Raw genomic sequence first — 25,482 nt, 5'->3', positions numbered from 1 at the left:
GATTCCGCCGGATTTCGGCCAAGTTACCGGAGTTCTCCGCTAACTGGGGCGGATTCCGCCGGATTTCGGTCGAGTTACCGGAGATCTCCGCTAACTGGGGCGGATTCCGCCGGATTTCGGTCGAGTTACCGGAGTTCTCCGCTAACGCAGCGGTTAATCGGCCGACTCGCGGCTTCGCGCCATCTGCTGCCAGACGGTGCCGGCCGCGGCTTCGCCCGAGGCGATGCGCTCGATCGCCATGCGCGCCTGCAGCGCGACCTCGAACTCGGGATCGTCCGCCGCGGCGCGCAGCGCGTCCAGCGCGGCCTCGTCGCCGAGGTCGTACAGGAAGCGCGCGGCGCGCCAGCGCACGATCTTGCTCTTGTCGGCGAGCGCCTCGATCATCGCCGGCTGCGCCGACGCGTCGCCGATGTCCGACAGCGCGTCGCCCGCCGTCCGCCGCACCGCGACGGACGGATCCTTCAGCATGGCGGAGAGGCGCCGCACCGCTTCGGGGGTTTTCATGTCGCCGAGATAGACGACGGCGAGCCGTCGGACGGAGAAGTTGTCGTCCGCCAAAGCTTGTTCCACGACGCCGAACGTCTCCGGCGTCGGCTTTAAGCGCTCGAGCGCCGCGTAGCGCACTTTCCAATCGGCGTCGGCGAGCCGCGCCGCCACCTCCTCCGGCGCCAGCGCCGCCGCCGCCGCCAGCTCGGGCGCCGGGGCCGCGTCGCCCATCGCCTCCGCGCGCGCCACGAGCTCCGCGAGGCGCGCGTCGTCGTAGGCGGCGTCGAGCTCCGCCGCGACGGCCTCGGCGATGTCCGGCAGCTCGCCGTACCGCACCCCGCGGTCGACGAGCGCCCGCTCGCGGATCAGGTTCGGCGACGCCGCGCCCGCCTTCATCGCCGCCTCGGCGAACCGCGCCGGCAGCGCGACGCGCGATTCCTCGATCCCGGAGCGGACGCGCACCTGCATCGGGATGCCGCGGAACGTCTGCACGAGCACATGCGCCTCGCCGTAGCCGTACGGGTTGTCTTGGGAACCCGAGAAGGAGAGGGAGGCGGCGGTTGAAGTTTCGGCGTCCGCGCCGAACGCCTCGCGCACGGCGGCGAGCACGGCGCGCCAGTCGGCGCCGGCTTCGCGCTCGAGCGCGATAAAGTCCGCGGCGTGATAGACGCTCTTCACGCCGGGAATCGCCAGCAGCGGCCGCAGATGGGCGGGGGCGGCGGAACCATTTTCACGATCGTATGCGTATTTCACCCCCGGCGCGAGCGACGCGTCGACGTTCAGCTTCATGGCGTTCGGGCTCGGGGTCGGTTCGATCGACAACAATTTCATGCTTGGAAGACACCTCCGGCTTAACGAATCTGGTCTTTATATGATAGCATAATGTATTCTCCAACACTTTTCGGTAATTATGATATAATGGAAAAGTTGCATTCTAGGCACGGAAAGGTAGGTCTCATAGATCTTATGATTACAGTATCCAACGTAACGCTCCGATTCGGGAAGCGCGCGCTGTTCGAAGACGTCAACATCAAATTCACCCCGGGCAACTGCTACGGGCTTATCGGCGCCAACGGCGCGGGAAAATCGACGTTCTTGAAAATTCTCTCCGGCGAGGTCGAGCAGACGTCCGGCGAGGTTCACATTACGCCCGGCGAACGGATGGCGACGCTGAAGCAGAACCATTACGAGTACGACGAGCATCAGGTGCTGCAGACCGTCATCATGGGCCATAAGAAGCTGTACGAAATTATGGAAGAGAAGAACGCCATCTACGCGAAGGCGGATTTCTCCGACGAGGACGGCATGCGCGCGGCGGAGCTCGAGGGAGAATTCGCCGAGCTGAACGGCTGGGAAGCCGAGGCGGAGGCGGCGGAGCTGCTCATCGGCCTCGGGATCGGCACCGAGTACCATGACCGGCAGATGGCCGAGCTCGACGGCAACTTGAAGGTGCGGGTGCTCCTCGCGCAGGCGCTGTTCGGCCAGCCGAACATACTGCTGCTTGACGAGCCGACGAACCATCTCGACATCGAGTCGATCCGCTGGCTGATCAACTTCCTCGGCAAGTTCGACGGCACCGTCATCGTCGTCTCCCACGATCGTCATTTCCTGAACGAAGTGTGCACGCACATCGCGGACATCGACTTCGGCAAAATTCAAGTGTACGTGGGCAACTACGACTTCTGGTACGAGTCGAGCCAGCTGGCGCTGAAGCTCCAGCGCGAGGCGAACAAGAAGAAGGAAGAAAAGGTCAAGGATCTGCAAGAGTTCATCCAGCGGTTTTCCGCGAACAAGTCGAAGTCGAAGCAGGCGACGAGCCGGAAGAAGCTGCTCGAGAAAATCTCCCTCGACGACATCAAGCCGTCCAACCGGAAATATCCGTTCATCCACTTCAAGGGCGAGCGCGAGGCCGGCAAGCAGATGCTGCAGATTCAGGGGATCAGCAAGACGGTCGACGGCGAGAAGGTGCTCGACAACCTGAACCTGATGATCAACACGGGCGACAAAATCGCCTTCGTCGGCCCGAACAGCCTGCCGAAGACGACGCTGTTCCAAATTATCGCGGGCGAGCTCGAGCCGGACGCGGGCGAATACAGCTGGGGCATCACGACGACCCAGGCGTATTTCCCGAAGGACAACTCGAAATATTTCGACGGCGTGGACCTGAACCTCGTCGACTGGCTCCGCCAATATTCGAAGGATCAGGACGAATCGTTCGTGCGCGGCTTCCTCGGCCGGATGCTGTTCTCGGGCGACGAGGCGCTGAAGAAGGCGAGCGTGCTGTCCGGAGGCGAGAAAGTGCGCTGCATGCTCTCCCGCATGATGCTTTCCGGCGCGAACGTGCTCATCCTAGACGAGCCGACGAACCATCTCGACCTCGAGTCGATTACGGCGCTGAATAACGGCCTCGTCGACTTCGACGGCACGGTGCTGTTCACGTCGCACGACCACCAGTTCGTCAACACGATCGCGAACCGCATCATCGAAATCGCGCCGAAGGGCGTGATCGATAAACAGATGACGTATGACGAATACTTGGAAAATGAAGACGTAAAACGTCTACGCGAAAGTTTATACGAATAAACCGCGCCGAGCCGCACCGGCTCTCGAGCCCCAGTCGGTCATATAACGTACACGAATCCGAACTTTTTGTGAAGGTTTGTGCCGTTAAATTGACAAACATGGGGCTCGAACTTATAGTTAGTATGGTGTCTTTACAGGCCCAAAAACCATTGATACGGCGCGGTTTTTACTGCGAAAATATTCCATAAGCGGGGTTGATCCACACAATGCTGAAGCTGTTAAGAGGGAAGCGCATTCTTCTCCTGTTCGCCATGCTGGCGACGCTCCTCGCGGGCTGCTCGGAGGACGCGTCTCCGCTCAACCCGAAAGCGACGCAAGGACAAGAGCAATTGAATTTGATGATTTTGTCGCTTGTCATCATGGTCATCGTCGTCGTGGTCGTCTTCGCGATCTCGGTTTACGTGCTCGTGAAATTCCGCGCGCGCAAAGGCGATAAGAGCATCCCGAAACAAGTCGAAGGCAACCACAAGCTGGAGATTATCTGGACGGTCATTCCGATCATCCTGCTCACGATTTTGGCGGTACCGACAGTCGGCTACACGTTTAAACACGATCAGAATCTGTCTCAAAATCCGGACGCGATCAAAGTTCAAGTCGTGGCGCACCAGTTCTGGTGGGAATTCAACTACCCGGAACTCGGCATCTTCTCCGCGCAGGAAGTCGTCATGCCGGTCGGCAAAGATATTTCGTTCGAGCTGACGTCCGCGGACGTCAACCACTCGTTCTGGATTCCGGGTCTCGGCGGCAAGAAGGACACGAACCCGGGCCTCACCAGTTACATGCATCTGACGCCGATGGAGATCGGCACGTACAAAGGCAAATGCGCCGAGCTGTGCGGACCGTCTCACGCCTTGATGGACTTCAAGGCGCATGTCGTCACCGAAGAGGAGTTCGCCGCATGGGTGGCCGATATGCAGACGCCGCCTGAGGAAGAGCTCGCCGAAGCGATGGAGGCGGAAGATCTTGCCGCGGGCGAAGCGTTGTTCCGCGAAAACTGCATCTCCTGCCACGCGATTCAACCGGACGGCCGCAGTCCTGTGGCGCCGCATCTGAACGGCTTCTCGGAGCGCGACTTCGTCGCGGGCATCTTGAACAATACGGAAGAGAACGTGAAGGAATGGATTGCGGATCCGAACGCGATCAAGCCGGGCACGCTCATGCCGAAGGTAGATTTGTCGGAAGAAGAGCTCGACCAGCTGACGCAATACCTACTTCAGTTGAAATAAGGGAGCTGCGGCTCCCCTACCATTTTCACCACATAAGGAGGTTGGCCCGGTGGCTAACGCACACGCAGCGCACCACGATGCGCACCACGTGAAGCGCTACACAGGTCTGATGGACTGGTTGACGACCGTCGACCATAAGAAAATCGGCATCCTGTACATGCTCGCCGGCGGTTTCTTCTTCTTGATTGGCGGCATCGAAGCGATTTTGATCCGACTTCAGTTGATGGGCCCGCAGATGAGCGTCGTAGACGCGCAGACTTATAACGAATTGCTTACGATGCACGGCACGACGATGATCTTCCTTGCGGCGATGCCGATTATTTTCGGCTTCATGAACGCCGTCGTGCCGCTGCAAATCGGCGCGCGCGACGTCGCGTTCCCGTTCCTGAACTCGCTCGGCTTCTGGACGTTCTTCTTCGGCGGCGTCCTGCTTAACCTGAGCTGGATTTTCGGAGCGGTGCCGGACGCGGGCTGGACGGCGTACGTCCCGCTCTCCAGCGAGCAATTCAGCTCGCACCGCGGCGTCGATTTCTTCTTGATGGGCCTTCAGGTCGCCGGTATCGGCACCTTGATCGGCGGCATCAACTTCCTGGTTACGATCATTAACATGCGCGCGCCGGGCATGGGCTTTATGCGCATGCCGATGTTCACGTGGACGTCGTTCATTACGTCGGCGCTCATCTTGTTCGCCTTCCCGGCGCTGACCGTCGGCCTCGTGCTCCTGACGTTCGACCGGCTGTTCGGCGGCAATATCTTCGATCCGAACATGGGCGGCAACATCGTGTTGTGGCAGCACATCTTCTGGATTTTCGGGCACCCTGAAGTATACATCCTCGTGCTTCCGGCCTTCGGCATTATTTCCGAGGTCATCCCGACGTTCTCGCGCAAGCGGCTCTTCGGTTACAGCGCGATGGTATTCGCAACGGTGCTGATCGGCTTCCTAGGCTTCATGGTGTGGGTGCACCACATGTTCACGACGGGCATGGGCCCGATCGCGAACGCCCTGTTCGCGGTCGCGACGATGCTGATCGCGATTCCGACCGGTATCAAAATTTTCAACTGGCTCTTCACGATGTGGGGCGGTCAGATCAAGTTTACGACGGCGAACCTGTTCGCCATCGGCTTCGTTCCGACGTTCGTTATGGGCGGCGTGACGGGCGTCATGCTGGCGGTGCCGCCGGCGGACTTCCAGTTCCACGACAGTTACTTCGTCGTCGCGCACTTCCATTACGTTATCGTCGGCGGCATCGTATTCGGCTTGCTGGCGGGCTTGTTCTACTGGTGGCCGAAGATGTTCGGCGTATTCCTGAACGAGTTCTGGGGCAAGGTGACGTTCTGGCTGTTCTTTATCGGCTTCCATCTGACGTTCTTCATTCAGCACTTCCTCGGCATGATCGGCATGCCGCGACGGGTATATACGTATCTCGGCGAGGAATACAACCCCGGATGGGGCTGGATGAACATGCTGTCGACGGTCGGCGCGTTCGTCATGACGGCCGCGATCTTGATCCTCTTGGTCAACATCGTCGGCTCGTTGACGAAGCCGAAGACCGCGAAGGCGGACGCGTGGGAAGACGGCCGGACGCTCGAGTGGACGATCTCGTCCCCGGCGCCGGAGTACAACTTCAAGCAGACGCCGCTCGTTCGCGGCATCGACGCTTGGTGGAAAGAGAAGATGGAAGGCAAGACGGAGATGACGCCGGCGGAGCCGGTCGGTCCGATCCATATGCCGTCGCCATCGATTCTCCCGCTCTTTATGTCGCTCGGCTTGTTCGGCGCGGCGCTCGGCTTTATGTACAGCGAAGAGTTGAACGGGTATTACTTGGCGGTCGCGGGGCTGCTGCTTACGTTCTTCTGTATGTTCCTTCGCTCGGTGTATGACGATCACGGCTTCCATATCGATCCGAACGACGACAAGGGGGTAGGGGCATGAGCAGCGTACCTCACGCGGATCCGCACGCGCACGGCGTGCACGGCGAATTGCCTCACGAGCCCGAGCGCGCGACGCTCGAAGGCCGCAATAAGCTGTTAGCGTTCTGGTTGTTCCTCGGCGGCGAGTGCGTGCTGTTCGGCACGTTGTTCGCCACGTTCATGACGCTCCGCCACAATACGATGGGCGGCCCGGACGGGGCGCACCTGTTCGATCTGGTGCTCGTCGCTTGGGCGACGTTCATCCTGCTCACGAGCTCGCTCACGAGCGTGTTCGCGATTCAAGCGATGCACGGCAAACAAGTAGGAAAGTTAATGTTATGGCTCGGCATTACGGTGTTGCTCGGTCTCGGCTTCCTCGGTCTCGAGGTGTACGAGTTCATCCACTACGTACATGAAGGCCACCGCTTCAATTCGAGCGCGTTCGGCACGTCGTTCTACTCGCTCGTCGGCTTCCACGGCGCGCACGTCGCGTTCGGGGTGCTGTGGATCACGCTGTTGATCTTCCAACTGGCGAAGAAGGGCTTGACGACGGTAACGGCGCCGAAGGTGTACGTTGCAGCGCTGTACTGGCACTTTATCGACGTCGTGTGGGTGTTCATCTTCACGATCGTATATCTCATGGGAAAGATGGGGTGATCCGGAATGGCCGATCATACGCTCAATAACGAGTCGGGGAACGGCACGACCGTTCGCCGGAAGCACCGCCACGAGGGCCCGAAGAACCATCTGCTCGCCTTCGTGCTGTCGATCCTGCTGACGGCGTTCGCGTTCCTCGCGGTCGCTTACGCGCTCGTCTACGAGAAGACGCACGTCGAGCCTTGGTTTGTATACTTCTTCATTATCGGGCTTGCGATTTTCCAAGCGGTCGTGCAGCTGGCGTACTGGATGCATATGAAGGATCGCGGGCACGGCTGGCCGATCTTCGGCATCGCCTTCGGATTTTTCGTCGCGCTGACGTGCGCGGCGGCGGGTCTGCTCTGGTCTTGGTGGTAAGGGAAGAAAGCAGAAATACAGTCATCGGTAGCTGCGGGCAGGCGGAGGTTCGGTCACACGAATCGCCGCCTTCTCGCGTCTAGGGGGCGGCGCCGCCGCTCCGCGAGAATCATTTTCCATAAGGGAGGTTTGCGCAATGTTCGGATTGGACGGGATCGGGTGGACGGCGATGTGGAGCCCGGTAACGCTCGCGTCGTTCGTCTTGGCGGCGGGATTGTATTTATACGTCACCGGGCCGGGCCGCGCGCGGTTCGCAGGCGCCGCCCCGGTATCCCCCGTAAAGAAAGCATGGTTTCTCGGCGGTTTAGTCTTCTTGTACGGCGCGTTCGGGAGCCCGATCGACGTGCTTGGCCATATGATGTTCACGTTCCACATGCTGGGGATGTCATTCGCTTATATCATCGCCGCGCCGATGCTGCTCGCAGGCACCCCGGAATGGCTGCTCCGTCCGATCGGGCGATTGCCCGGGATGCGGCGGTTCAAGTTTTTGTTGCATCCGATCGTCACGCTGCTTTTGTTTAACATGGCATTCTCGGTGTATCACGTGCCGGCGGTACACGACTACGTCATGACGAATTTCGCGCTGCATACGGCGTATTATGTGCTGCTGATGATTACGGCGCTGCTCATGTGGTTCCCGATCATCTGTCCGGTATCCGCCTTCGATAAGCTCGAAGGGTTTAAGAAGATGGGTTACATCTTCGCGAACAGCGTGCTGCTGATGCCGGCTTGCGCGCTGATCATCTTCTCGAATACGCCGATGTACGGGACGTACACCGATCCGGGCCTGTGGGCGATCGCGATGGGGTATTGCGTGCCGCAGGGCGCGGCGGCGCTGCTGGACATGTTCAGCGGCCCCCACACGCTCGCTTGGATGGAGCCGCTCGAGGACCAGAAGCTTGGCGGCGTGCTAATGAAGCTCATTCAGGAGACGGTGTACGGCTCTATCTTGATTTTCGTGTTCCGGCAGTGGTACCGGAAGGAAAACCCGCGCCGCGACGACGGAGGCGACTCGCTCGATCCGTCGCCGGCCTACTTCGAGCGACTGCGCGCGGCTTCCGAGGCCGAACCGGCGAAATAAGTCTATCGAACGATTGCTTACGAAGCACACGTCTACCCCGGCGAACCGGGTGCGGGCGTGTGCTTTTCGGTTTTATTACGGATCTGTTGCCTTTTTAAAGCTAGTTCGATTATTATTATAAGTATTATTGTAATAAAGGGATGGATTCGATAGATGAGAACTCTACAGCTTACTTTAGAAGAAGCCCTCGAGGTCTGCAAAGCGCTGACCAACGAGCACCGGGTACAGATGCTGAAGGTGCTGAACCAGGGGCCCTTGAACGTGAACGAGCTGTCGGAGATGCTGAACATCCCGTTTTCTACGGCGGCGGTCAACGTGAAAAAACTGGAAGACAGCGGGCTGATCCAAACGGAGATGATTCCGGGGCGGGGCAGCCAGAAGGTGAATACGAAAAAATACGACAGAATCGTCATTAACCTCGGCCCGCTCGAACCGCAGCTCGAAAACAATGTCATTTTGGAGATGGGCATCGGGGAATATACCGACTGCGAGGTGGAAGCCACCTGCGGACTGCTGGGGGAATTCGGCATCCTCGGTATTATGGACGACCCGCGTTCGTTTTATGAGCTGTCGCGCAAGGACGCGGAGCTGCTATGGTTCCGGACGGGCTTCGTCGAATATCGTTTCCCGAATCGAATTCCCTATGGGGCCAAAGCGGAGGACCTCGAGTTTACGGCGGAGGTTTGCTCGGAAGCGCCCTATTATAAAGTGGACTGGCCTTCGGACATTACGGTGTGGATCAACGGCGTCGAAGTCGGCACCTGGACTTGTCCCGGAGATTTAGGCGGAGAGAAGGGTTTTCTGACCCCGGATTGGTGGGCCACGCGCAATACGCAATACGGGCTGTTGAAGCATTGGTTAATTACGGATCGAGGCAGCTTCATCGATGGTCTACAGATTTCTAATGTGACGGTTTCGGATTTGAAGCTGTCCAGCAAGCCGTTCGTCTCCGTCCGCATCGGCGTCAAGAAGGATGCCGTCAATGCCGGAGGAATCAACCTGTTCGGGAAGCGGTTCGGAAACTATGAACAAGGACTTATGCTTAGAATTAAGTACGGGAACAACCGATAACGCCGGAAAGTGGGCGCTCCGATATTTCGACGTTTTTTTACAAACAATTTACTTGTAATAAAACAATAATTAGTGTTATTATAAATATTGTAATGAAACGAAAAATATGATTATTTGGAGGGTCACGCATGAAGAAGAGTTTTGGCGTAATGCTAGCGTCCGTTCTGTTTGCTGCTTCTGTTTTAGCAGGATGCGGAGGCGGGAACGATGCCGAACCGAAACAAAGCGCTCCGAGCAAAGAAGGAACAGAAACTTCGACGGGCACTGAAAAGCCTGCCACAAATGAAAGCGATACCAAGCCTGTCGAGACCGTGAAACTGGTGTATTGGACCCCGCTTAGCGGCGGCGACGGCGACTACATGAAGGCGATGGTCGACAAGTTTAACGGAAGCCAAAAAGAAGTCCAAGTGGAAATGTTAAACTTCCCTGCAGGAGAATACTATACGAAGCTGCGTACGGCGATTGCCTCCAAGCAAGGACCGGACGTCGCGATCGCGCATACGAGCAAGCTTCCCGAGCTCATTCCGGCGAACGCGATGGAGAGCTTGGATGACGCGGCTGCAGAGGCGGGCGTCGATTGGAGCACGTTCAACCCGAACATCTTGAACGCGCTCGTCAGCGAAGGCAAGCACATGGCGATTCCGCTGGACACGCACGCGCAAATTATGTTCTACAACAAGAAGATTTTGCGCGACGCAGGCTTGCTCGACGCCAACGACAAGCCGAACATTCCGCCGGGTCCCGACGGTTTCCTGAAATATTTGGAGGATATTAAAGCGAAAGTGCCTGCGGACGTCATGCCGTTCGCCACGACTTCGGGCGGAAATCAACCGTTCTGGGCTTGGTGGGGACTGTACAGCCAAATGGGCGGCCAATTGATCGGCGACGACGGGAAGGCGGCCTTCAACAACGACAAGGGTCTGCAAGCGCTGGAGCTCTTGGAGACGATGATCAAAAAAGAACTGTGGCCAATGAACATTAAGAACGGCGGCGAAATCTTCAATAGCGGCAAGGCCGCGCTTTCCTTCAACGGCGTCTGGTACGTAGGCGTCACCGAGAAAGTGCCGGATCTCGAATTCGGCGTTATGCCGGTGCCGAAAATTTACGATAAGCCGGCCGTATGGGGCGACAGCCACACGCTGTTCGTTCCGACCCAAGCGAAAGAGGATAACGCGAAACTGGTCGGCGCGGTGAAATTCGCCAACTGGCTCGCGGACAACGGCTCGATGTGGGCGCAAGCAGGACACGTGCCGAGCAAGCCGGCCGCGCTCGAATCCGCGGAGTTTAAAGCATTGCCGTATCGCGCGGACTATGTAGAACTCGCAAGCTACGTCAGCTACTTGCCGAACCACGAGAAGACGTTCGCCATCGGCGAAGCGTTGAAGGCGAACTTCACGCTCATGACGAACGGTCAAGCGACGGCGAAGGACGTTCTCGCTCAAGCCGAGAAGGAAGCGAACGATCTGTTAGCGAAGTAAGCGGCAAGGTAACGGGGGTGTTTCGAATTTATGAAACACCCCCATCTTTTGCGAAGAAGGGAGAGTGCCCTGATGATTTCAGCGAATCGAAAGAAAAGCTCCGGCGTCGAAATAGGGGTCGCCTGGTTGTTCCTGCTCCCGTATTTAGTATTTTACGTGTGGTTTATGCTGTATCCGATTTACAAAGGGTTTATCATGAGTTTGCACGAATGGGCCATCGGAATCGAACCGGAGTTTATCGGGCTTGGAAATTACGCAGAGATGCTGACGGACCGCCATTTTTGGGAAGCGCTGTGGCACACGGTGTATTTCGTTATTATATCTACGCCTTCGCTTGTGGTCGTCGGGTTGCTGCTTGCACTTATTGTGAACGCAGGTCTGAAAGGGACAACGTTTCTGCGTTCGGCGTTTTTTTTGCCGCACATCTTATCCATCTCCGTAATCAGCAGCATCTGGGTGTTCATTCTTCAGCCTTATACGGGGCTGATGAACACCATCCTTCATAAATTGGGTGTCGTCAACGAGATTTTCTGGTTAAGCGACGCGAATCTGGCTTGGTTTTCCATCCTGATCGCGACCGTATGGTGGACGGTAGGCTTCAACATGGTGTTGTTCCTGGCCGGACTCCAGGAGATCCCGGACGATTGGTACGAAGCGGCGCGGATCGACGGAGCGAACGCGTGGGACAGCTTCTGGAACATTACGATTCCATCGCTGCGCGGAGTCATCTTGCTGATCGTCGTGCTGCAGTCGATCGCGTCCTTCAAGCTGTTCGGGCAACCGTGGCTGATGACGCAAGGCGGACCCGGAACGGCGACCCGCCCGCTGGTGCAGTACATCTACGAAACCGGCTTTAAAGCGAACGAGATGGGTCTCGCCTCCGCCATGTCATACATCCTCTTCTTGGTCATGATTTTGATTGCTTATTTCCAATATAAATTTATAGCCAAGAAAGATTAATCGGCGAAAGGAGGATGCTAAGTGACGGTATTGAATCGGAAAACACCTACGTCTCGAAAATTTCTATACTTATTGGGTTATGGAATGATCGTGTTATGGCTGATCCCGCTGATTTGGATGGCCTTCTCCTCGTTGAAGCCGCAAGGCAGCCCGGTCACCGTACTCAGCGCGTTGTTTAAACCGCCTTTTACATTAGAGAATTTCCTATATGTTACGAGCACGGCGGCCTTGTGGCGGTGGACGTGGAACAGCGCCGTGATCGCGGTAGTGACGACCGCGGGCACGCTCGCGATCACCTCCATGGCGGCATTCGCGTTGTCGCGATTGCATTTTCCGGGGAAGAGATTTGCGTTCTGGCTTATTATCGCGGGCTTGATGGTGCCGACGGAGGCTACCATTATCCCGTTGTTCCAGATGATGATCGACAGCGGATTGATTAATAGTTATAGTTCAATTATTTTTCCGAGCTTGGCGGCTCCGCTGGGCGTGATGATTCTGAAGCAATTTTACGACGGGATTCCGAACGAGCTGGTGGAGGCGGCGAAGATCGACGGCGCAGGCTTCTTGCATGTGTACTTCCATATTTTCCTTCCGCTCTCCCGCTCGTCGATGGCTGCGCTGGCGATCTTTACGTTCATCAGCTCGTGGAACAACTTCCTATGGCCTTTCCTTGCCGTGAATTCCGAGGAGATGATGACGCTGCCGATCGGCATTCCGTTATTCCAAGGCAGCCACGGCCAAGAGTTGACGCTGCCGATGGCGGCGAACGTATTGGCGAGCTTGCCGGCCATCCTGGTGTTTGTCCTGTTCCAAAAGCATATTATTAAGGGCATTACCATGACGGGGATTAAAGGATAAATAGAGATACAGATAGAGGCATTATAAAGTGGAGGGATATCGGGTGAGACGACAATGGAAGCTGTCAGGCTCCTGGTCATTCGAGATAGATCCGAAAGATCTGGGGGAAGCGAACGGCTGGTACGAGCCGGGGCGGACCGGCGGAATGGAAGTGCAGGTTCCTCATATCTGGCAACGGGAGCCGGCGTTCCTCAATTATTACGGCGCGGCATGGTATACGCGTTCGTTCCGGTTAGAATCGAGAGAGCCGGGGCGACGGGTGTACGTTCGGTTCGAGGCCGTCGATTATGCCGCGCGCGTGTGGGTGAACGGGCGATACGCCGGCGAGCATGAGGGCGGCTTTACGCCCTTCGAATTCGATATTACCGATTGCTTGACCGAGCATGGCGATCAATCGATCAGCGTACGCGTGTACGATCCCCAAGATAACGCGGATATTCCTATCGGGAAACAAGGCAGCTGGTATACGAGAGTCAGCGGGATTTGGCAAGATGTGTACCTAGAAGAGCGTTCGCCCGTTTACATCGACAAAGCTTGGATTACGCCGGATATCGAACGCGGCGCCATTACCGTAAAATATCGGTTGGGTGGATTCGTTCCCGCGAACGGCGGGATCTCGCTGTCCTACACGGTGGCGCATCACCTGAGCGGGGATGTGGTAACGCCCGGTCGGATGTACGCCGTAGATTCGCCGGAAGGCGTTTTCGTAGTGGAGATTCCGAACGCGACGTTGTGGAGTCCCGAAAACCCTCACTTGTACGACCTGCACCTGGAGCTAGTGAGCCAAGGCGCGATCGACCGGAAAACCGACCGTTTCGGCATGCGCAAGGTCGAGCATGCGGACGGAATGGTGCAGCTGAACGGCAAGCCTCTTTACATTCGCGGGGCGTTGGATCAGGCGTTTTATCCGGACACGATCTATACGGCGCCGTCCGACGAATACATCCAACGGGAAATTCAGCTCGCGAAGGAAATGGGCTTCAATTTATTGCGCAAGCATATTAAGGTGGAGCTTCCCCGTTATTTATACTGGGCCGATCGGATGGGGATGTTGATTTGGGCGGAAACGCCGAATTACGTGAAGTGGACGCCGACCGGCACGCAACGGTTCCGCAACGACCTGTTTGCGATGGTCGACCGCGACTACAACTGCCCGTCCATCGTGATATGGTCCCTCTATAACGAAGAGTGGGGCTTGGAGTGGGATATGGCCGCCGATCCGGAGAAGCAGCGCCACGTCGCGGAGCTGTACGACGATCTGAAAGCCTACGATCCGACGCGCCTCCTCTGCGACAACAGCGGCTGGACCCATGTCAAGACGGATATTAACGATCATCATCGGTACTTCGTGTGCCCCGACCAGCTGGATGCATGGAAGCGGGACTTGGACGAGTTCGTCGTCGGCGACCCCGATCGTAACTTCGTAGAAGGCTACCGCTCGAATGGTGAGCCGATTATCGTTTCGGAATTCGGCGTCTGGGGCTTGCCGAGCATGGAGAAGCTGAAGGCGCACTACGGAGACCAAGAGCCATGGTGGTTCATCAACCAGGGGGAAGAATCCCATCAAGAGGATTATAAGAAGCCTATAACCGCGGAGGCTCATTTCTCCAAATTCGGGCTGGACCGAGCATTCGAATCGTTCGAGCAACTGGCTGTCGCTTCGCAGCGCAGAATGTTCCGCGCCGTCAAGTCGGTCATTGAAGAAATGCGGAAGCGTCCCGCGGTCGCCGGCTATGTCGTGACGGAGTTTACGGATATCGAGTGGGAGACGAACGGCTGGCTCGACTACTTGCGGAACCCGAAAGAGGGGTTCGAGCGATTGAAAGATTTTAACGGCGCCTTGGCGGTCATGGCCGATGGCGTGAAGCATAATCTGTGGGCGGGAGAACGTCAGGCTTGGGACGTCGTTATTTCCAACCATGATCTTCGTTTCTTCCGGGGCGTCGTTCGTTGGTCGATCGAGGGCACGGAAGCAAGCGGCGAAATTCCGCTTCACGTCGACGGCGAGCTCCATGTCCGGTTGGAGAAGTCGATCGTCTTCGTCGTGCCGGAGGTAACGAAGGCGGGCACGTATTCGCTTCGGCTCGAGCTCCGGAACGGCGAGGAGATCGTCGCCTCGAACGAAGAGGAGCTGACGTTTTCGCCGAGGGAACTGCGGCTTCCGGGTACCCCGGTTACGCCTTACCGGCTGCCTGCGGACTTCGCGGAGCGGCTGCAGGCTCATGGAGCGGACGTGCAGGAGGAGCTGCGGCAAGATGCGGTGATCCTCACGGATTGCTTGGATCAAGCCGTGTTGAATGTCGTTCGCGAGGGAGGCCATGCCGTATTTTTAGCGGAGCGCGGGGAACAGCTGCTTCACCGAGCTCAGTTCACGTTCCGGCACTTGCCGGAAGGGGAGAGCTGGCCGCGGGCGTCTTCGTTCAACTTCGTGGATACGTCGCGGTTCGATGGCGTGCCGCTTCTGCCCGAGATGGGTTGGGAGGTGGACGAGCTGATTCCGAATTACGTACTGCCGTTCACCGATTACAAAATCGGGGGAGGTCGCCGTTCGATTCCGCTGTTCGGAAATCCGGGCCTCGCCGAAAGCAGCGAAATTATTTCGGGCTACTTCCAGGGGTGGATCGGCCAGGTCGGCGGTTCCATCGTTCGCAAGCCATACGGCAAAGGTTCGATTCTCGTCGTGACATGGAGGCTGCTCGACCATTACGGAAAACACCCGACCGCCACGCAAGTGTTGCATAAACTGTTGGAGATGAAATAAGCCTTCGCACTCCTCGCCAGAACGCTAGGCGTCCCGTCGATTCGGGGCGCCTTCTCTGTATTCCCCAAGCGCGTCGAGGCAGCCGCAAGGAAAAGGATAGAAAGCTTGGAAGACGAAATCGAAGAAGAGCGCAGATTGGAGCCGCAGCTTACCTGCGTGAATGGAACAGACCCATGGACATCTCCATGGGTCTGTTCGGTTTCTTGGAAAAGACGAAGAAGACACCGCAGGCGTGGAGTCTTCTTTTTTTCTGGGATTGACAGGGAAAATCGGTGCGGATATAGTGTGTATATAGATATGCACACATAAACACAGGGGGCCTCGGAATGCTGAAGGATGCGATCTGGTTCAATCGGAAGCAATGGGCATACACGAAGCTGGGGTTCGGCTTTACGCTGGCCTTCTATGCGACGTACGGCGGTCTGGCCGGCATGTTCTCGGGCGACTGGTTCGAGGAGATGGAGACGTTCCAGGCGGTCATGACGGATTTCGTCGTGTTGGCGTTCATGTCCTGCGTCGGCTTCGTCTTCTCGAAGGGGTATCTCAACAACCCTTATTGGAAAAACGACGCCTTCACCAAACGGCTGGCAACGCTTCGCACGCACCCGATTCCGGTCGAGACGCTGGCTATGAGCCGCTCGGTGCAGCTTGCGGCGGTTTCGCCGTTGTCCGCTGCGGTATTCTTCGGCGTGTTTTACGCCGTAAGCGAATGGGCGCAGTCGCTCCATCCGGCGACGTTCCTCCAATTCGCCTTCGTCTGGCTCGCGTTCGGCAACGTCTGCGGGGCGTGGTTCGTCCTCCAAGAGTGGGGGGCGAGCGGCAAGCAATATTTGCTGCGCAGCGTATACGCGATGTTGGCGTACGTCGCTGCGGGCGCCGTCCTGTATGTTACGACGAAGAAACATGTCACCATCGGCTTGGCGGAGGCCATCGACGCGCCGGGCGGATGGGTCTGGACCCTAGCGGCGCTGGCGGCTGCGGTCGCGGCGCACGTCTGGATGCAGCGGCGGCTGCGGCGCATCTTGCACCGCCGGGATTTCGCATGAGAGGCGGTGACGAACGGCATGGCACTACCGATCCGCATCTCGCATGACAGCGCCGAACCGCTGTATCATCAAATCGCCGCCCAGATGCGAACGTTGATCTTTAGCGGACAATTGGCCGCCGGGACGCTGCTTCCGTCGATACGAGAGCTTGCGGTCGAGACCGAGTGCAGCGTCATTACGATTCGGAGGGTGTATCAAGAGCTGGAGAGTGAAGGCCTCGTGAAGACGAAACAGGGGACCGGGACGTTCGTATCCGAAGTCGAGCCAAGCCGCAGAGGGCGATACCAAGCCGAGGCCGTGCGGGAGACGCTGACGCAAGCCGTCGAGCGGAGCAAGATGTCCGGATTGACGCGGGAGGAAATTCGGGACGCCTTCGAGGCGGCGCTGCGGCGCGTCTTCGGCGACCGAGAGGAGGGAGCGACATGAAGCCGATAATCGAAGTGAAGGGAGCGGCCAAGCGGCGGCGCGATTTCCGGCTCGGACCGCTGGACTTGACGGTCGAGAGCGGCTTGATCGTCGCCCTCGTCGGACCGAACGGTTCGGGCAAGAGCACGTTCTTTCATCTGCTGATGGGGCTGCTTCAGCCGGAGGAAGGCAGCATAGAGCTCTTCGGCGCGAAGGCGTGCCCCGAACGGGATGTGGAGATCAAGTCGCGCACCGCCTACGTCGGCGACTCGATCTCGCCGATCGACGAGACGATGACGGTCGAAGCCTGGAAGGCGTTCGTCTCCCGGTGGTATCCGTCGTGGAACGAAGCGACGTGGCGACGGCTGTCCGATCGACTCGAGCTGGACCCGCGCAAGAAGCTGAAGGAGCTGTCGACCGGCATGGCGAAGCGGCTCGCGTTCGCGCTCGCCCTCTCGCACGACCCGGAGCTGTTGCTGCTCGACGAGCCGTCCTCCGGCCTCGATCCGTTCGCGTGGCGCATCATGATGGAGGAGATTCACGGCTTCATGGACGGGCGCGACCGCGCCGTCGTCGTCGCGACGCACATCATGGAGGAGGTCCGACGGCTCGCGGACTTGATCGTATTCCTTTATAACGGGCGGATTGTAGGCGTCTATGAGAAAGACCAACTGCTGGACGATTGGAAAACGATCTGGACCTCCGATCCCGCGGACGCCGTTCGGCAGCTGCCGGGGGTCGTGGCGGCCGAGAAGGTCCGCGGCGGCGGCGCGCGGCTCGTGACGAGCGACGCACGGCGCACCGAGGCGGCGCTCCGGGAGCGCGGCATCGCGCCGGTCGAGACGAGGGCGGTCGAGCTCGAAGACATCTTATGGCATCTTATGGAGCAGGATAAACAACGGAACGGGAGCGTGAATTAACGCATGGCAGCGTTGACGGTAGAACGCGTCGTCAAGCAATACGGCGACAAGCGGGCGGTGAACGGCATCTCCTTCGAGGCGCAGCGGGGCGAAATTTACGGGCTGATCGGAGCGAACGGCGCCGGGAAGACGACGACGATGCGGATGGTGCTCGGCCTCATCTATCCGGACGAGGGCAGCATTCGATACGACGGCCGTCCATACTCCAAGGATGTGAAGCAGCGGTTCGGTTATTTGCCGGAGGAGCGCGGGCTGTACCCGAAGGTGAAGGTAAGCGATCAAATATTGTACCTCGCGGAGCTGCGCGGGATGCGTCGGTCCGATGCCGACCGCGCGTTGAAGTCGTGGCTCGAGCGGTTCGGCGTGCCGGAAAACTACGGCAAGAAGGTCGAGGAGTTGTCGAAGGGCAATCAGCAAAAAATTCAATTTATCGCGGCCGTCATTCATGATCCGGATTACCTCATTCTCGACGAGGCGTTCAGCGGGCTCGACCCGGTCAACGTCGAGCTGCTCAAAGCGACGATCGCGTCGCTGAAGAGCGAAGGGAAGACGATTCTGTTTTCCAGCCACCGGATGGAGCATGTCGAGGAGCTGTGCCAGAACGTCTGCATTCTCGATCGGTCGAACGCGGTGCTGCAGGGCAGCCTGCGGGAAATCAAGAGCCGCTTTCCGAGAGAACGGGTGCTGCTCGCGACCGAGACGCCGATGGAAGGGCTGGAGTCGATCGAGGGCGTGACGGCGGTAAAGCGAAACGAAAACGGCTACGACATCGCGATTCGGGACGAGTCGGCGGCGCAGCGCGTGCTGCGACTCGCGGCGGAGACGAACGTCGTGACGCGGTTCGATTTGATGGAGCCGTCGCTCAACGACATTTTCATCAAGACGATCGGGGGTGCCGGCAAGCATGCATAAGCTCTGGACGGTCATTAAATTTACGTTCCTTACTCAAATCAGACAGAAGTCGTTCCTCATCTCGACGCTCGTGTTTGTCGCGATTCTTTCGGTGATGGTGCACCTGCCGACGATCATCGACACGTTCTCGGGCGACGAGGGTCCGAAGCGGATCGGTCTCGTGTCGGGCGGGGAGCGGTACGTCTCGCTCATGAATGAATTTTATGCCGCGTCCGGGGATCCGGAGGTCGTCATCGTAGGCGCGCCGACCGAGGAAGAGGCCGAACGCCGCGTCGAAGCGAAAGAACTGGAAGGGTATCTCGCCGCGACGAACGATGCGAATCCGAACGGCGTGCCCGGCTTCGAATATCGGTCGAAGGAGGCCATGCCGACGCTGCTCGGCGACGTCGCCCGCGGGCTGCAGCACGTGAGCCAGACGTTGGCGCGCGAGAGCATCGGATTAACGGACGAACAGGCCGCGAGGTTGTCCGCGCCGGTCAGCGTCGTGCCCGTGCAGCTGATCGACGGCGGCGGCGCCGGCAAGAGCGAATCCGAGGTGCAGCTCGCCTTCGGCCTCGTCTATGTGCTCTTGTTCCTGCTTTACATGGGCGTTATCGGCTACGGCAACACGGTCGCGACGTCGATCACCGCGGAGAAGAGCTCGCGCGTCATGGAGCTGCTCGTCTCGAGCGTGTCGCCTCTGACGCAGATGTTCGGCAAAATTATCGGGATTTGCCTGATCGGCCTCACGCAGATCGTCCTGTTCATCGCCGTCGGCGCGGCGAATTTGGCCGCCACGCAAGAAAGCAATCCGATGCTGGCGGAGATGAATATACGCTTGTCCGACGTCGATCCGATGCTGCTCGTCTATTTCGTTGTGTTTTATCTGCTAGGTTATCTGATTTATGCGGCGGTATTCGCCGCCGTCGGCTCGCTCGTCAGCCGCACGGAGGAGGTCGGGCAAGTCATTATGCCGGTGACGCTGCTCATCGTGATCGCCTTCGTCGTCGCGATGTACGGGTTGTCCAACCCGAACGCGACGCTCATCGTCGTCCTCTCGTTCGTGCCGTTCTTCTCGCCGCTCGTCATGTTTCTGCGCATCGGCCTCGCCGACCCGGCCTGGTGGGAAATCGCGCTGTCGATCGCCATCTCGGCGGCGGGCGTGTACGCCATGGGCTGGTTGGCCGCGAAAATTTACCGCACCGGCGTCCTGATGTACGGCAAGCTGCCGACGTGGAAGGAGCTGCGCAAGGCGATGAAGGCGATGGACGTGTAAGCATGTTTATTGAAGGATGTGGGTAACGATTATAACTGAGACAGATTTAATCGTTAACTGAGACTTTTTTCAGTACATGGTTGAGACATGAAAGGCCCTTGGTTTGTCGAAAATGTTGATAAACCAAGGGTTTTCCTTATTCGCTTGACGAGATAGCTTTATGGTTAATAGTTCGAAACGCAGAAGGTACAAGGCCGAAAATTCTGCAATCATAACTGAGATAAATCGTTAGATAACTGTGTCTTCAGAAGGAGAAACGTATGAGACGTATCCATTCTTTCTATAAATTATTCTTGAGGGAACCCTTGTGGTTTCGAATGGTCGTCGTTATTTCGTTGCTGATGTCGATTGTACTCAGCAGTTCCGCTTTTTCGTTGGGTGGGTATTCGGAGAGCGTATCGAAGCTTGCCGCTACAGTATTCTTCGGTGCTTTCGGAGTGAACATGTGGCGTAACAGACGAATCTCCTTAATATTCTTTGCTATTGCAGTATTGTGCTTGTACGTATCCTTGGATGCTTTACCTTGAACATATTTGAGCAAGTTGTGAGGGTTTTGGGAAACGGCGATGGAACTGATCCATCGCTTTTTTCGTGTTGAAACAGTATTAGACGAATCTGGGCAGGATAAAGCAATGTTTATATGGACAACCTTTTGTTACGAATGCAGGGCACAACTAACATCTTGACTTAGAGTGAACTCTAAGTGTTACCCTCTTTTTGTGCAACAAAATTATTTAATGGAGACGATTGCATTGAGATATTCTATCGGTGAATTTTCGAAACTCGTTGGGGTAAGCGAACATACGTTAAGGTTTTACGAAAAAGAAGGCTTAATAAAAGTAAACAGGGACGATAACAATATCAGGGTTTATACGGAAGAAAATAAAATATGGGTAGAGGCTTTGCTCCATCTGAAAAATACGGGGATGTCACTAAAAGACATGAAGCACTTTGCCATGTGGGGACATATGGGGAATGAAACAATGGGAGAACGATTAGATCTACTTAAAAATCATCGCAAAAAAGTAGTGGAAGAATTAATGAAACTTCAGCAAAGTTTAGAGTTTCTGGATGATAAAATTCTTTTTTATGAAAATGAATTGGGAGACTGTTTCTCTTAATATTAAGTAGCTACTTAAAATGAAAAAAAATAAGGGTGAAGAACCTCTTGCCTTAGAGCCTACTCCAAGGAGTAACCTATTCTTGCTCCATTAGATTCATTAGGGAATACGCAGTGAAAAAATGGAGAAAATTAAGGTTACAAAATTAGGAGGATTAATTAATGGCTAACAATAAAGTTTGGTTTATCACGGGTGCCGGTCGCGGTATGGGGGTTGACATTGCAAAGGCTGCTCTCGCGGCAGGACATCGTGTAGTTGCTACCGGGCGCGATACGGACAAGGTATCCAAAGTTCTGGGCGAGAACGAAAACCTGCTGGTTGTCAAACTGGACATCACTAACCCTTCCGATGCAGAAGCCGCTGTCAAAGCAGCAGTTGAACGTTTTGGCAGCATTGATGTGCTGGTCAACAACGCTGGCAACTTTTATGCAGGATATTTTGAGGAGCTGACTCCAGAAAATATCGAGCGTCAACTTGCCACGAATGTTATCGGACCGATGAACGTCACCCGTGCTGTATTACCTTTGATGCGTAAAAATCGTTCTGGTCACATTATTTCGATCTCATCGATCGCGGGTCTTGTAGGACAGGAATACGTTTCTGCTTATTGCGCTTCGAAGTTCGCTCTGGAGGGATGGATGGAGTCTCTGTACCATGAGGTCGCTCCGTTCGGTATTAAAACGACTATCGTCGAGCCGGGGTTCTTCCGTACCGAGTTGTTGGAGCCGGGGTCAACTTACTATCCTGAGTTGACAATCGACGATTATACCGAGCGTTCCAATAAAAGCCGTACTATGTTTGAGTCAGTAAACGGCAAACAGCCCGGAGACCCAGCCAAACTTGCTAAAGCACTGCTCATTATTGCTAACGAGAATGAGCCTCCGGTACGTTGGATAGCTGGAGCAGATGCGATAGCCGGTGCTGAGCAGAAGGTAGCAGAACTCCAACGGCAGATTAACGCTTACCGTGATTTATCAACTTCCCTTGCGCATGAGGATGTATAATTACGATTTTTCGGCGCTGATGATCTATAACTGACATGTATTTAAGCTCCCTCGGGTACGTTAGCCCAGAGACTACGGATAAATAATAAGAACGAAAAAGTCCTTGTTACTCAAGGGCTTTTCGTTTTAGAAGCACCATATCGCCATTGATTTGGTGTCCGGTTTTTTGCGATCGTACGATTTCTTTCCTCCGATGGCCGCTTCTTGCTTGGAAGATTTATAACCGTGTCTGGCGGATTGATATTATAGGTGCGACCCGCTTTATGGAAAGTAGTGAAGCGCTTCAGCCCACGACAAAGGCGGCCGCGACTCGGGTACCGTTCCGGGGCGCGGCCGTAATTTTATATGATAATGCGGGCTTTCATTCGGACATTTAAATATGTATTTGAATAACATGCAAGGGTATGCTACTGTATATTCAAACCAATATGAGAATGTGTGGTGCCGGCCATGAGCGATATGTGCGATGTGTTTTGCTACGACGATGAAAAGGTGTCCGCGCTGAAGGAAGAGCTAGGCTCCTACGATATACAAAGTATGACGAAAATTTTTAAAGCCTTAGCGGACGATACGCGCGCGAAAATCGCGTTGATGCTTTGTCGCACGGATGAACTCTGCGTATGCGACGTTGCGAACGTGATCGGGACGACGATCCCGAACGCTTCCCATCATTTGCGGCTGCTTCGGAACCTTGGGCTTGCGAAATACCGGAAGGAAGGCAAGCTCGTCTTCTATTCCTTGGATGACGAGCATGTAAAACAGTTGATGTTGATGGCTTTAGAGCATAGTAAGGAGCAGAAAGCTTTCGCGTGAGAGGAGCGAGTCCCCGATGAGTCAAGAGGAGAAGAAGGGCGGCGGCCCTTGCTGCAGCGCTCCGGGTACGGAAGCGAGCGGGAAGCCGAAATATAAAAGCTTGGATTTCACGTTTGTATCTGCGCCTGCGGCGGACCCGATCCCCCCGAAGCCGGCGGCATCTTGCTGTTCGAAGGACGCCGGCGGCGCCCAAGCGCCGGGCGATGCCGGCGGTTCTTCCTCCTGCTGCGCCGCCGACGGGCCGGTCGCGGAAAGCGATTCGGCGTCGGAGACGCCGTTGTCCGGTTCGTCCGCGAAGACGTACGAGATCGAAGGCATGGATTGCAGCTCGTGCGCGCTCACGATCGAAAATCATCTGAAGCGGCTGCCGGACGTGAGACAAGTCGAAGTGAGCTTCTCGACGGGCAAGATGCGCATCGAGCACGACAACGCGGTCGAGGACATCGTGAGAGAAGTCGCGAAAGTCGGCTACAAGGCAAAGCCTGCTTCCAGGAGCCGCAAGACGCCGGCGGAATCGGCAAAAAGTTCTGCGGCGGGCAACGGCCTGGTCACGTTGTCCGGCGTCGCGCTTCTCCTGGGCTTCGTCGGATCGCTCAGCGGCGTATCGCCGACGATCACGACGTTCCTCTATATTGTGTCTATCCTCGCAGGCGGATATAAGCCAGCGAAGAGCGCGTATTTCGCCATCCGTAGCCGCTCCTTGGATATGAACGTTCTAATGAGCGCCGCGGCGATCGGCGCCGCCCTGATCGGGGAATGGTTCGAGGGCGCCACGGTGGTATGGCTGTTCGCGGTCGGCAATGTGCTGCAAAACCGATCCATCGAGAAGACGAGGGACTCCATCCGAAAGTTAATGGATCTCGCGCCGCCGGAGGCTTGGGTGCAAACTCCCGAAGGATTGGCGCGCGTCCCGGTAGAGGACATCGCCGTCGGGCAGACGGTCGTCGTGAAGCCGGGGGAGCGAATTCCGCTGGACGGCGAAGTCCTTAGGGGGCATTCGAGCGTAAACCAAGCGCCGATCACGGGGGAGTCCGTTCCCGTCGATAAAGAGCCGGGCGACCCGGTCTACGCCGGCACCGTCAACGAAGCGGGTGCGCTGGACATCCGAGTGACGAAGCTGGTCGAGGATACGACGGTCGCCAAAATCATTCAGCTCGTGGAAGAAGCGCAGGAGAAGAAGGCGCCAACGGAGGCGTTCGTCGATCGGTTTGCGAAAGTCTATACGCCGGTTGTCTTTCTTCTCGCGCTCGTCGTTATCGCGTTGCCGCCGTTGCTCGGGTGGGGGACGTGGGCCGAATGGTTTTATCGGGGGCTCGAGCTGCTCGTCGTGGCCTGCCCGTGCGCGCTCGTCATCTCGACGCCTGTCGCGATCGTGTCGGCGATCGGCAACGCCGCGAGGAACGGCGTGCTGATCAAAGGCGGCGCCTTCCTCGAAATCGCGGGGAAGATCGACGCGGTCGCGTTCGATAAAACCGGCACCCTAACGGAAGGAAAACCGAAGGTCACCTTCGTCGAAGGGTACGGCGCGCCGGAGGATACGGTCGTATCGATCGCCCGGACGCTGGAGGAGCAGTCGAAGCACCCGATCGCGCAAGCCGTCGTTCGTTATGCGGCGGAACGCAACGTACCGCCGCTCGTCGGCGAAGGCTTCCGGGCGATCGTCGGGCGAGGCGTACAAGCGACGATCGACGGGACGGCGTATTACGCCGGCAATCCGAAGCTGTTTCAAGACATGGGCGTATCGGTCGAGTCGATCGCGGCGAAAGCGGCTCGGCTGCAGCGGGAAGGAAATTCGATCGTGCTTGTCGGGACGAGCGCCGCCGTGCTCGGCATGATCGCCGCCGCGGACACCGTTCGCGACGTCGCGGTCGACGCGGTGTCGAAGCTGAAAGGCGCAGGCGTCCGGGAAGTCATGATGCTTACGGGCGATAACGAAGGTACGGCGAAACACATTTCGGCGTTGGCCGGCGTCACGCGATATGCCGCCGATCTGCTCCCGGAGCATAAGGTGGACGCCGTCAAGCGAATGCAGCAGGAAGGCTATCGGGTCGCGATGGTCGGCGACGGCATTAACGACGCTCCCGCGCTCGCTACGGCGGACCTCGGCATCGCGATGGGCGGGGCGGGGACCGATACGGCGATGGAAACCGCCGATGTCGTGCTCATGGCCGACAATCTCGAGAAGCTTCCTCATACGATTCGCCTCAGCCGCAAGGCGATGACGATTATTAAGCAAAATATCGCCTTTTCGCTGGTCATTAAGTTCGTCGCGCTCGCTTTGATTTTCCCGGGCTGGCTCACGCTGTGGCTTGCGGTGCTAAGCGACACGGGAGCGGCGATCATCGTCATTCTGAACAGTATGAGGCTGCTCGCGTTAAAGGATCAGTCCTAAACGGAAAGAGGGGCGGAAGCGAAAACAACGCTGCTGCCCCTTCCTATGTACGCCCAGCATGGGCGTCATCTCTACGGTGAAAGTCCGGAATGGGGGCTGGCAAGCGCCTACCATTAGCCAAGAGCAAGGGTGTCCGTCGCGAGGCGGAATCTGAAGGAAGCTGGAGGCAAAAGCACGGCTCGAGG

General features: G+C 57.1%; 21 protein-coding genes. 20 read left to right on the top strand and 1 reads right to left on the bottom strand.

All coding sequences use genetic code 11. The features are described from left to right. Positions 1–153: 153 nt before the first annotated feature. Positions 154–1,317, bottom strand: coding sequence for a conserved virulence factor C family protein (locus VEZ38_RS04625; protein WP_324892176.1), 1,164 nt, complete (start codon positions 1,315–1,317; stop codon positions 154–156). 135 nt (positions 1,318–1,452) lie between these two features. Between VEZ38_RS04625 and VEZ38_RS04620 the strand changes: the two genes are divergently transcribed. The 20 genes from VEZ38_RS04620 to VEZ38_RS04525 all read left to right on the top strand — a co-directional run bounded on the left by VEZ38_RS04620 (position 1,453) and on the right by VEZ38_RS04525 (position 25,297). Further along, complete coding sequence (locus VEZ38_RS04620) at positions 1,453–3,069, top strand: ABC-F family ATP-binding cassette domain-containing protein (RefSeq protein ID WP_324892175.1); 1,617 nt, start codon at positions 1,453–1,455, stop codon at positions 3,067–3,069. Positions 3,070–3,275: 206 nt separating this feature from the next. Further along, entirely contained in the window at positions 3,276–4,295 is a 1,020-nt protein-coding gene (gene coxB / locus VEZ38_RS04615; protein WP_324892174.1) for a cytochrome c oxidase subunit II, read from the top strand. A gap of 109 nt (positions 4,296–4,404) precedes the next feature. Then, the gene (gene ctaD / locus VEZ38_RS04610; protein ID WP_324892177.1) at positions 4,405–6,228 is read left to right on the top strand and encodes a cytochrome c oxidase subunit I; all 1,824 of its coding nucleotides are present in this window, start codon (positions 4,405–4,407) and stop codon (positions 6,226–6,228) included. Next, positions 6,225–6,863, top strand: coding sequence for a cytochrome (ubi)quinol oxidase subunit III (locus VEZ38_RS04605; protein ID WP_324892173.1), 639 nt, complete (start codon positions 6,225–6,227; stop codon positions 6,861–6,863). The genes ctaD and VEZ38_RS04605 overlap by 4 nt, the downstream gene beginning before the upstream one ends. Before the next feature lie 6 nt (positions 6,864–6,869). Then, positions 6,870–7,220 carry a cytochrome C oxidase subunit IV family protein gene (locus tag VEZ38_RS04600; protein WP_324892172.1) on the top strand — a complete coding sequence of 117 codons (351 nt, stop codon included), beginning with the start codon at positions 6,870–6,872 and terminating at the stop codon, positions 7,218–7,220. A gap of 136 nt (positions 7,221–7,356) precedes the next feature. After that, positions 7,357–8,301 (top strand): cytochrome c oxidase assembly factor CtaG, encoded by a 945-nt coding sequence (gene ctaG, locus VEZ38_RS04595; protein WP_324892171.1) that lies wholly within the window; start codon positions 7,357–7,359, stop codon positions 8,299–8,301. A 153-nt stretch (positions 8,302–8,454) separates the two neighbouring features. Beyond that, positions 8,455–9,372: an ArsR/SmtB family transcription factor gene (locus VEZ38_RS04590; RefSeq protein ID WP_324892170.1), complete on the top strand. Its 918-nt coding sequence runs from the start codon at positions 8,455–8,457 to the stop codon at positions 9,370–9,372. 320 nt (positions 9,373–9,692) lie between these two features. Continuing rightward, positions 9,693–10,850 carry an ABC transporter substrate-binding protein gene (locus tag VEZ38_RS04585; protein ID WP_324892169.1) on the top strand — a complete coding sequence of 386 codons (1,158 nt, stop codon included), beginning with the start codon at positions 9,693–9,695 and terminating at the stop codon, positions 10,848–10,850. Between the two features lie 72 nt (positions 10,851–10,922). Further along, the gene (locus VEZ38_RS04580; RefSeq protein ID WP_324892168.1) at positions 10,923–11,810 is read left to right on the top strand and encodes a sugar ABC transporter permease; all 888 of its coding nucleotides are present in this window, start codon (positions 10,923–10,925) and stop codon (positions 11,808–11,810) included. A 21-nt stretch (positions 11,811–11,831) separates the two neighbouring features. Next, entirely contained in the window at positions 11,832–12,668 is an 837-nt protein-coding gene (locus VEZ38_RS04575; RefSeq protein WP_324892167.1) for a carbohydrate ABC transporter permease, read from the top strand. Positions 12,669–12,711: 43 nt separating this feature from the next. After that, positions 12,712–15,429: a glycoside hydrolase family 2 protein gene (locus tag VEZ38_RS04570; RefSeq protein ID WP_324892166.1), complete on the top strand. Its 2,718-nt coding sequence runs from the start codon at positions 12,712–12,714 to the stop codon at positions 15,427–15,429. Positions 15,430–15,755: 326 nt separating this feature from the next. Continuing rightward, positions 15,756–16,475: a hypothetical protein gene (locus tag VEZ38_RS04565; protein WP_324892165.1), complete on the top strand. Its 720-nt coding sequence runs from the start codon at positions 15,756–15,758 to the stop codon at positions 16,473–16,475. A gap of 18 nt (positions 16,476–16,493) precedes the next feature. After that, positions 16,494–16,901, top strand: a complete 408-nt coding sequence (locus tag VEZ38_RS04560; RefSeq protein WP_324892164.1) for a GntR family transcriptional regulator — start codon at positions 16,494–16,496, stop codon at positions 16,899–16,901. Beyond that, positions 16,898–17,800, top strand: a complete 903-nt coding sequence (locus VEZ38_RS04555; RefSeq protein ID WP_324892163.1) for an ABC transporter ATP-binding protein — start codon at positions 16,898–16,900, stop codon at positions 17,798–17,800. The genes VEZ38_RS04560 and VEZ38_RS04555 overlap by 4 nt, the downstream gene beginning before the upstream one ends. A 3-nt stretch (positions 17,801–17,803) precedes the next feature. Beyond that, complete coding sequence (locus VEZ38_RS04550) at positions 17,804–18,712, top strand: ABC transporter ATP-binding protein (protein WP_324892162.1); 909 nt, start codon at positions 17,804–17,806, stop codon at positions 18,710–18,712. Next, entirely contained in the window at positions 18,705–19,967 is a 1,263-nt protein-coding gene (locus VEZ38_RS04545) for an ABC transporter permease (protein ID WP_324892161.1), read from the top strand. The genes VEZ38_RS04550 and VEZ38_RS04545 overlap by 8 nt, the downstream gene beginning before the upstream one ends. Positions 19,968–20,719: 752 nt before the next feature. Then, positions 20,720–21,088 carry a MerR family transcriptional regulator gene (locus tag VEZ38_RS04540; protein ID WP_324892160.1) on the top strand — a complete coding sequence of 123 codons (369 nt, stop codon included), beginning with the start codon at positions 20,720–20,722 and terminating at the stop codon, positions 21,086–21,088. A 161-nt stretch (positions 21,089–21,249) separates the two neighbouring features. Beyond that, complete coding sequence (locus VEZ38_RS04535; RefSeq protein ID WP_324892159.1) at positions 21,250–22,092, top strand: SDR family NAD(P)-dependent oxidoreductase; 843 nt, start codon at positions 21,250–21,252, stop codon at positions 22,090–22,092. A gap of 450 nt (positions 22,093–22,542) precedes the next feature. Then, complete coding sequence (locus tag VEZ38_RS04530) at positions 22,543–22,905, top strand: metalloregulator ArsR/SmtB family transcription factor (protein ID WP_324892158.1); 363 nt, start codon at positions 22,543–22,545, stop codon at positions 22,903–22,905. Between the two features lie 16 nt (positions 22,906–22,921). Beyond that, positions 22,922–25,297, top strand: coding sequence for a cation-translocating P-type ATPase (locus VEZ38_RS04525; RefSeq protein ID WP_324892157.1), 2,376 nt, complete (start codon positions 22,922–22,924; stop codon positions 25,295–25,297). The last annotated feature ends 185 nt before the right edge of the window (positions 25,298–25,482 follow it).

Source organism: Paenibacillus sp., assembly GCF_035645235.1.
GTDB lineage: Bacteria > Bacillota > Bacilli > Paenibacillales > YIM-B00363 > Paenibacillus_AE.
Note: the sequence above shows the minus strand (reverse complement) of the source record. Positions and strands in the feature narration are given on the sequence as shown.